This window comes from Pontivivens nitratireducens (assembly GCF_014235845.1).
In the GTDB taxonomy this organism is placed as follows: domain Bacteria; phylum Pseudomonadota; class Alphaproteobacteria; order Rhodobacterales; family Rhodobacteraceae; genus Pontivivens; species Pontivivens nitratireducens.
In genome coordinates this window covers 1-6,302 of the sequence record NZ_JACJUQ010000036.1, presented here as the reverse complement: position 1 = coordinate 6,302, position 6,302 = coordinate 1, and the positions used below count along the sequence as shown (strand labels likewise).

The window sequence follows — 6,302 nt, the reverse complement described above, 5'->3', positions numbered from 1 at the left end:
GAATGAGATCTTCGCCGGGATTTTTGACTTGCCCGAAACCCTTGACAGAGGCCCGCCCCATTACGGAAGCGGGCTTTGGGAAGGGTGTTTCAACTTCTCAAAGGAGATCCCCATGTCCGTGACTGTTCAACCCCAGCCAGACCGTCCTGATCCGACGGTGATTGCGGCGCAGAACGACGCGTTCCGCAAGCTTGCCTGCCTCGGGGTACCACCCGCGCAGCCCATCCAGGGTCGCATGCATGTCACCCGATCGCTCATGGAGGCCGGTGACGGCTTCATGGCCGAGGCGGTGAAGGCAACCGGCGAGTTTGCCACGTTCGAGCCCGAGAACGACCCGGAGGGATGGCACGATTTCGGGGCGGTCGAGATCCGTGGCGAGACCGTGTTCTGGAAAATCGATCTCTATGAGGCAGATTCCGATTTCCGCTACGGGGCTGAGATCCCGGACAACCCCGCCACCACCATGCGCGTGCTGACCATCATGCTGGCGCGCGACTGGTAGAAGGGCAGGGGACACCCCCTCCTGACACCCCAAGCGATGAAGGCCCACTGTCCCCTCAAAGGGAGTGTGGGCCTTTTGTCATGGTGATCCCTGAAGCCGGGGATTGGTCACGCGCGTGAAGGCGCGGGCCACACCTTACCCACCTGGAAGGATATCCCATGACCACAAGCTTTGCCCCTCTCACCGTCGCCATCGGCGATCTGGTCCCGCATCCCGCCAATGTGCGCAGCAACTCACCGGAAACTTATGACCTCGAGAACATCGCCCATCTGAAGGCCAGCATCGCCGTGCTGGGCCTGCTCCAGCCGCTTATCGTCCAGAAACTCGACGGCAAATATGCCGTCCTCGCCGGTGGCCGCCGTCACGCTGCCCTGAAGGAGCTGGGCGCCGACAAGGCCACCAAGGGGTTCACTGCGAAGACCAAGATCGACTGCCGCCTTGTGCCTGACGACTGCGACGTCACCACGGCCCTGTCACTTGCCGAGAACATCACCCAGGCGCCGATGAACGCCATTGACGAGTTCGAGGCTTTCGCGCGGATGATGGAGGTCGACGGCCAGACGCCCGAGACCATCGCAAAGACCTTCGGCACCACGGTGGCCGCCGTGAAAGGCCGGTTGCGCTATGGCCTGATCCACCCCGACATCCGCGCCGCGGCCCGGGGCAAGGTGATCACGCTCGACACGATGAAGGCCTTTGCCGAGCACCCGAGCCAGGAGGCGCAGCGCGAGGTCTTCGAGGCGCTCACGAAGGACGGCGGCTATCTGCAGGCCTATACCGTCCGTCAGGCCCTCAAATCCCGCGGCGTGCAGGTCAGCGATGATATCGGGGCTTTCGTGCGCGCGGACTACGAGGCCCGCGGCGGCGCCGTCGCGGCTGACCTTCTGGAAGAGCATTCCGTGCTGGAGGATGCAGCGCTGGTCGAGACCATCCTGCTCGAGAAGCTCGGGGCCGCCGCCGAAGAGGCCCGCATAAAGCTGGGCTTTGCCTGGGCCGATGCGATGGTCCGCTATGATTACGCGACCATGGCCGACTACGGCCGCGTTTATCCCGGCCCGATCGAGCCTGATGAGGCTGCGCAAAAGCGCATCGATGAGATCACCGCCGAACTCGAGAAACTGCAGCTCGAGATGGAGGATGAGGGGCTCGAGGACGACACCTATAACGCCCTTTACGAGCGCGTGGACGCTCTGGAAGAGGAAGCCCGCGACCTGCAGGAGGCCTACAGCACCGAGGACCTCGCCCGCGCTGGTGTGATTGCGTCGTGGTCGGCCGGTAAGGTCACGCTCCATGTGGGCCTCGTCCGCCCGGAGGACAACGTGAAAGAGGAGGGCGCGCGCGGCTCCTTGGCCAACATGCCCGGGGAGGAAGCCCCCGACGCCGGCGAAATCAGCTACCCGGCCTCGCTGGCCGAGGATCTCAAGACCGAGCGGGCCATGGCCCTCGGTGCCGCGATGGCGCTGCATCCGGAGGCCACGCTCGATCTGACGTTCTTCAAGCTTGTCAGTGACGTTCTGGCCAGTGGCATGAGTGTCACGCAGGCGATCAAGGTCGAGGCCCGCAAGGAATACCGCAGCCACGCCACGATGGACAAGATCGACGAGACCTCGCTCGAGCAGGTGGCGGCGGCGCATGATGCGCTTGATCTCTCGTGGCTCGATGACACCCGTGCGCCCGCCGATCAGTTTGCGGCGTTCCGCGCGCTGGAGGCAGGCGAGAAGGCCAGGCTCGTGGCCTATGCAACCGCCAGCACAACGCAGTCCTGCTTCGCGCGGGACCGCCAGCGCGACAGCCTGATGCATGCGTTCGAGATCGAGGTCATGCCCGACATCCGCGCCCACTGGACGCCGAATGCGGCGCTCTTCAATCGCTTCAAGAAGGCCTGGCTCCTGAAAATCCTCGGCGAGGATCTGGGCCTCGCCCAGGAGGCGGTGACGCTGGCCTCATCCAGCAAGAAGGAAATCGTCGCCTTCTGCGACAAGCTCTTCGCCGAGCCCTTCGCCACACTTACGGACGCGCAGCGCGCTGCCGTGGCCGCATGGTGCCCGCCGATGATGCAGACCGCCGGTGTCGCGTTTGATGAGGCGGAGCCCACTGCGGAAACCCCGGAGCCTGACAGCGAGGTCGCACAAGCGGCCTGAGCAACCACGCGACCCGCGCGTGGACCATGCCGCCCGTGCGGGTCGACCCCCTCAAACTCTATGGAAAGACATCCCCATGGCTATTCTCAAGTTTTCTGCGTCCGCTGTCGCGACGCAGATCGCGCATGCGCGCGCCTGCCAGACCTTCCTGCCCAACTGGAACGGACCCGTGGACAGACCCGCCTTGGTCCTCATCGTCGGCAATGGTGTGCATCTGCGCTCGAACGGCATCGATTGCACGACCACCCGTATCGTCACCACCGAACAGGCCGATCCATCCTTCGCCTTCGCCGACGGCATGAATCCGTTCCGGGACACCGACTGGATGGCGCAGCGCCGCATGGCGTTCCGCGATCTGACCGGCCAGTTCTACACCGACATCCTCGACGATGTGCAGGTGCTCATCGACCGGGGGCGGGGCGCGATCCGGCTCGCCACCGATGGCCACAGTATCTGCGTCTTCGTGAGCCGGGCCTCGGACTATCTCATCGGCGGCACCTTCCGGGTCATCCTCAAGGATGCCTGCGATACCTTCGCAATCGTTCAGAACTGCGGCAATTCGGCGTTTTGGGAATACGAAGAAGAAGATGCAGCACCAATGTCCCGAGAGCGCGCAGCGCGGCAGGGTATTGGTGCTTCAAATCATTCCCATAAACGTTGCGAGGATTTCGACGCGATGCAGCCCTACCGCGTGCCGCTCGATGCCCTGATGGAAATCGATGATCGGAGGGTGGCGTGATGGGTTGGCTCTTCTACACCGACGGCCGCGTCCAGACCTACGCGGATGAGAAAGCGGAGATCACCCGGCTGTGCACCTTCGAGGGCGACACGCGCAAAACCGAACTGGTCAAGGCCTGCAAGGTCGGCTCCACCTGGTATGCGGCGGCAAGGGTCACCAATCTTGACAGCACGCCTGTCGAGGACGCGACCTATGTCACGGACGCGGACGGCTCGATCACCTTCGGTGCCGTCTTCCTCACCCGATACGATGACGGCTGCTGGGGCTACAAGGACATGGAGGAAAGCGCTGGCCCGAACGAGTCGCGCGCTCCCCTTGGGCTGATCAAACTCCTCTCCTACCTGAAAGACCCGGACAGCTACGCCCAGGACTGGCGCCAGCGCTGCCGGGATTGGGCTGCGATCCCGGATTACCAGGAAGGCGACAAGATCAAGCTCGCCTCCCCTGTGACGCTCACCGATGGCAGCACCTGCCAGATCGTCACCGCGACGCACTACAGGCGGGGTCGGCAGAAACGCCGCTGCTACCGCATCGAGGAAACCGGTGGGCTCGTACGCCTGTCGAAGGCCTCGCTTACGGGCTCAGAGCTGCTCAGCTCCGCAAAGGGCGCGGCCAGTCCTGTGCTGGCGGAATTCCTAGCGGGGCGGGACGCTTAGGGGCGCACTGCGAGTAGTGCGCGCACCGTCTCGATTTCCAGCACCCAGTTGCTGGTCGTTTCGTTGCGCCATCTTATGCAGCGGATGATCCGATCAAAATCATCCTGAAGGGCGCGCGGAAAAACAGGCTCATGGTGTGCGATTCTGTTGCGGAGCCTCCTCACGGCTTCAATGTCAGACCTTAATTCTGATCGGCGCTGGCTGGCAGCGACACCACGAGGCGCGTCCGGAAACACTGCGTAGAAATGATCGTCCCACAGTCTGCCTTGGTGCCTGTTTGTCAGCATCTTCTCCCAAAACACGAACTTCAGTTCGGCGACGACCTTTCCGGCAGTGGGTTGCTGTGCTGCGCAACCTTCGAGGTCTCGTTTGGGGCTGTATGCCGGACCGCGCGGGTTCGGTAACGAACGGATGAAGCCTTGTGTCCAAGGCCATGTTCCTCCATGGACAGCTTCGATTGCTTCCACGATCGCGTTTCGCAGCGCAACTTCCAAAACATGGAGTGGAACCATGAACGCGGCTGATACTTGAAGATTCCAGTGGTATAGGTGGAGAGCTCGCGTCCTATCATTGCCGGTTTCGCGCAGATAGGTCGCAAACCTAGGTGCGGATAGGACGTTCGGAAGGTGGTGTTCTTCATCAGCCGTGAACGGTGGATACATTGACAGTAAAGACTTTCGGTGCCATATAAGGCATGAGCTTTGAGACTGCGGGCACTATGCCTCCCCTCATTGCACAAAGAAAGCAAAAGCCCGTCGCATTGCGGCGGGTTTTTCAGTTTTCGAGCCCGACTCCGAAAAAACCGTTTGATTGGCCGGTCGACGACAGCAGATCCTGCGGCTTGTCTTGACAAGGTAATGCAAATGCATTACCTATCGCAGGCAGCAAAGACCCCATTCTTTCAGGAGACTGCCATGACAGCGCTCGCACAAGATGTCTCGAAACTCACGGATCGGTATCAGACGACCGTGCCGGCGGGTGTGCGCAAACAGCTCAAGCTGGGCAAGGGCGACCAGATTCGCTACTGCACCGAGCCGAGTGGCAGGGTCTATATCGAGCCCGTGCGCAGCGATGAGGAAGATCCCGTGCTCGGAGCCTTTCTCGATTTTGTCGAGGCCGATATCAAGGCGCATCCAGACCGCATTCGGGCGTTCGATGGGGCTTTGCATGACCGTCTTGCAGCACTGGTCGGAGACGTTGACGTCGATCTTAATGCGCCGCTGTCGCTCGAGGATGAATGAGGGGCGATAGCGTGCCTGCCCAAGCGCGCCTTGTCGTAAACGGATGGTCGATTTATGCGCATCCGCTCTTTCTGGACCAGCTCGAATGGCTGACCCTGGAGGTCGAGGCGCGTAAGGCACGCGATCCCAAGGCCTGGCGCAAGAAAAATTGCACGAAACGGCTGGCCGCCATCTTCACGCTGGTGACCGAGGCCATACCGGCAGATCCCGGTGCCGCCGCCTTTCGGCAAGGGGGCACACTCGGCGATCACCGCAAGCACTGGTTCAGGGCGAAATTCTTCCAGCAGTATCGGTTGTTCTACCGGTTCAACAGCGATGCGAAGATCATCGTGGCGGCCTGGGTGAACGACGACAAGACCCTGCGCGCCTACGGCAGCAAGACGGATGCCTATGCGACGTTCAAAGGGATGCTGGAAGATGGAAATCCACCTGACGATTTCGACGCGCTCCTGAAAGAAGCTGCGGCGGCGGACAAGCGGTTCGAGACGTCCCTTGACGCGGTGCCTGACCGGTAAGTGGCCCGGTTTGCTGTGAATCTTTCGGCATTGCCGTTTACGGCACCACTCTGGGTGATGTAGCATCGACCCATAGTATAGTCGGAGAAAGCGCAATGGATCCAACGGGTAAGGAAGAGCCGCACTTCGGCACCGATGAGCAAGGCGCATCTCGGATGAAATGGAAGCACTCGCAATTTGATGTGCGCGTTGCAGACATGCCCGATGACCTCGGCAAGCTGCTGGATATGGGTCTCGAGGAGTATGTCCGTGGCCGCTGAAGCGAATGCGTATGACGCTTGGTTTCGCATGAAGGTAAAGGCCGCGCTTGAGGATGCACGCGATGGAACTTCACAGGTTCAGGTGATGCAGGCCGCACAGGCATTGATTGATGCGAAGCGGCAGGTCGAACCCAAGTCCTGACCACGCCTTGGAGGCCAGCGCAGTCTCATCCCGTCACCCTGAAAAGCGAAAGATGCCGTAATGGGGCTGTCGGCGAATCGAGCACGTTTCGCTTGTTTGTCAGCAT

At 61.5% G+C, this 6,302-nt stretch carries 9 protein-coding genes; 8 read left to right on the top strand and 1 reads right to left on the bottom strand.

Annotated elements, in window-relative coordinates; genetic code table 11:
• Nucleotides 1–112: 112 nt before the first annotated feature.
• The 4 genes from H1S03_RS17160 (at nt 113) to H1S03_RS17145 (ending at nt 4,038) form a co-directional block, all read left to right on the top strand.
• Nucleotides 113–502, top strand: coding sequence for a DUF3768 domain-containing protein (locus tag H1S03_RS17160; RefSeq protein ID WP_166194664.1), 390 nt, complete (start codon nt 113–115; stop codon nt 500–502).
• A 158-nt stretch (nt 503–660) separates the two neighbouring features.
• On the top strand, nt 661–2,643 hold the full coding sequence (locus tag H1S03_RS17155; protein ID WP_185805291.1) for a ParB/RepB/Spo0J family partition protein: 1,983 nt from the start codon (nt 661–663) through the stop codon (nt 2,641–2,643).
• Between the two features lie 76 nt (nt 2,644–2,719).
• Complete coding sequence (locus H1S03_RS17150) at nt 2,720–3,382, top strand: regulator (protein ID WP_166194983.1); 663 nt, start codon at nt 2,720–2,722, stop codon at nt 3,380–3,382.
• Complete coding sequence (locus H1S03_RS17145) at nt 3,382–4,038, top strand: DUF6927 domain-containing protein (RefSeq protein ID WP_166194670.1); 657 nt, start codon at nt 3,382–3,384, stop codon at nt 4,036–4,038. Before H1S03_RS17150 ends, H1S03_RS17145 begins: the two co-directional genes overlap by 1 nt.
• Here H1S03_RS17145 and H1S03_RS17140 read toward each other — a convergent pair.
• Nucleotides 4,035–4,700 carry a hypothetical protein gene (locus H1S03_RS17140; RefSeq protein ID WP_074647077.1) on the bottom strand — a complete coding sequence of 222 codons (666 nt, stop codon included), beginning with the start codon at nt 4,698–4,700 and terminating at the stop codon, nt 4,035–4,037. The two genes, H1S03_RS17145 and H1S03_RS17140, sit on opposite strands and share 4 nt — an antisense overlap.
• A 252-nt stretch (nt 4,701–4,952) precedes the next feature.
• Between H1S03_RS17140 and H1S03_RS17135 the strand changes: the two genes are divergently transcribed.
• The 4 genes from H1S03_RS17135 (at nt 4,953) to H1S03_RS17120 (ending at nt 6,196) form a co-directional block, all read left to right on the top strand.
• Nucleotides 4,953–5,279 (top strand): type II toxin-antitoxin system PrlF family antitoxin, encoded by a 327-nt coding sequence (locus H1S03_RS17135; protein ID WP_166194673.1) that lies wholly within the window; start codon nt 4,953–4,955, stop codon nt 5,277–5,279.
• Nucleotides 5,276–5,794, top strand: coding sequence for a type II toxin-antitoxin system YhaV family toxin (locus H1S03_RS17130; protein WP_166194676.1), 519 nt, complete (start codon nt 5,276–5,278; stop codon nt 5,792–5,794). Before H1S03_RS17135 ends, H1S03_RS17130 begins: the two co-directional genes overlap by 4 nt.
• A gap of 95 nt (nt 5,795–5,889) precedes the next feature.
• Nucleotides 5,890–6,054 carry a hypothetical protein gene (locus H1S03_RS17125; protein WP_166194679.1) on the top strand — a complete coding sequence of 55 codons (165 nt, stop codon included), beginning with the start codon at nt 5,890–5,892 and terminating at the stop codon, nt 6,052–6,054.
• Nucleotides 6,044–6,196, top strand: a complete 153-nt coding sequence (locus H1S03_RS17120) for an antitoxin PaaA2 family protein (protein ID WP_166194682.1) — start codon at nt 6,044–6,046, stop codon at nt 6,194–6,196. The genes H1S03_RS17125 and H1S03_RS17120 overlap by 11 nt, the downstream gene beginning before the upstream one ends.
• The last annotated feature ends 106 nt before the right edge of the window (nt 6,197–6,302 follow it).